The following is a 1,493-nucleotide window of genomic DNA, read 5'->3' on the forward strand; positions in this document are numbered from 1 at the left end:
GAATACCCGGGGTAATCGGGTGGGCGGGAGACATCCGCCGCGAAGCGGCGGGCTTGTAGGGGGCGGCATTTCGCCGCGAAGCTGCGGGCCCGCAAGGGAGGGCGCGGCGAGGAGCGCGCGTGAGCGGCGGGCTAGTAGCCGCACAGCGAGGGGTGGCGTGGAGCGGCGGGCTAGTAGCCGCGCGGCGAGGGGGGGGCGGGGGCGGTGCGGAGTGGGGGGTGCTGTGGAGGGTGCTGCATCCTTTGGATTACAGGGGGATCACTCCGGGGCACGATGAACAACGCCCCGGGGCGAGTGATCGTGGACGTATGAAGGAAATCATCTCCATCGTCGGATGGGTCGCCGGGATTCAGGGCGCACTCGGCTTCGCGGGACGTCTCTTCGGGGACGAGCCGTGGGGCCTCCTCCAGAAGTGGTGGGACATCCCCACCCCCGGCTACCTCGCCCTGTTCATCGTCGGCGCCGCCCTCGCCATCTGGGGCGAGAGCAGTAAGCAGCGCGCCCGCAGCAAGGGTTGAGGGGCTGAGGGGCTGAGCCGCCCCCCGCTACACGCTGTACTCCGAGTCCAGCTCCTCCTGGTAGCGGGCCCGGAAGTCACGCAGGTACGGGCGCAGCGTGCTCTCCGCGGGAGGGCCGCCCGCCTGGCCGGTGACGCCGTACAGGTCCATCAAGTACAGGCCGAACTGGCGGGCGTTGGGATAGTCCCCGCGCTCGCTCACGTACTTGCGGAACGCGGTGAAGTACGCGTCATCGCGCGGGACGTCGTCCGGCAGGCCCGACGCCTCGGGCAGCGGCCCCAGCTCCTCCGGCGCGTCCTCCTGCATCTCACCCTCGGGAGCCTGCTCCTCGCGCGGGCCGGGAATCAGGTGCTGACCGCCGAGCGGGCGGGTACGGCCGGGGCCCGCGGGGACCTGGAACTCGGACTCGGGAGGAGCCGCCGCAGGGTTCCCGTGCTCGTCGAAGTACGCCTGCTGCTGCTCCAGATAGGCCTGCTGGTCGGCATAGGCCTGCTGGTCCGCGTACGCCTGCTGGTCCGCGTACCACTGGTCGTGCGGCTCTTCAGGAACGTACGAAGGCTGCTGAGCCGCGAACCACGGGCTCACGGGCGCCGCCTCGGCCTCGGGCTGCTGCTGTTCCGGCTGAGGCCCCTGCCCCTGATCCTGCTGCGGCCCCTGTGCCTGCTTCTGCATCTGCCCGGCCTGCGGCACCGGCGCCGCCGCAAGCTCCGGCTGCTGCGGCTCCGTAGGCACCGCCGCCACCGGCACCGGCGCGGGCGGAAGCAGCGCGGGTTCGATGCCCGCCGCCGCGAGCCCCGCGGGCGCGGTCTCGGCGAGCGGCACACCGAACCGTGCGAGGCGCAGCGGCATCAGCGACTCCACCGGGGCCTTGCGGCGCCAGTTGCGGCCGAAGCGGGCCTGGAGGCGTGCCTGGTAGATCAGGCGGTCCTGCTCCAGCTTGATGACCTGCTCGTACGAACGCAGCTCCCACAGCTT

Annotated in this window: 1 protein-coding gene and 1 pseudogene; one reads left to right on the forward strand and one right to left on the reverse strand. The window is 71.8% G+C overall.

The features are described from left to right. Positions 1-308: 308 nt before the first annotated feature. Positions 309-518: a hypothetical protein gene (locus tag ACFQ7F_RS45850; RefSeq protein ID WP_383285753.1), complete on the forward strand. Its 210-nt coding sequence runs from the start codon at positions 309-311 to the stop codon at positions 516-518. 27 nt (positions 519-545) lie between these two features. On the opposite strand, the pseudogene ACFQ7F_RS45855 reads toward ACFQ7F_RS45850, so the two are convergent. Continuing rightward, positions 546-1,493, reverse strand: a pseudogene (locus tag ACFQ7F_RS45855) (hypothetical protein); the annotation flags it as partial.

This window comes from Streptomyces sp. NPDC056486, from assembly GCF_042795295.1.
In the GTDB taxonomy this organism is placed as follows: Bacteria; Actinomycetota; Actinomycetes; order Streptomycetales; family Streptomycetaceae; genus Streptomyces.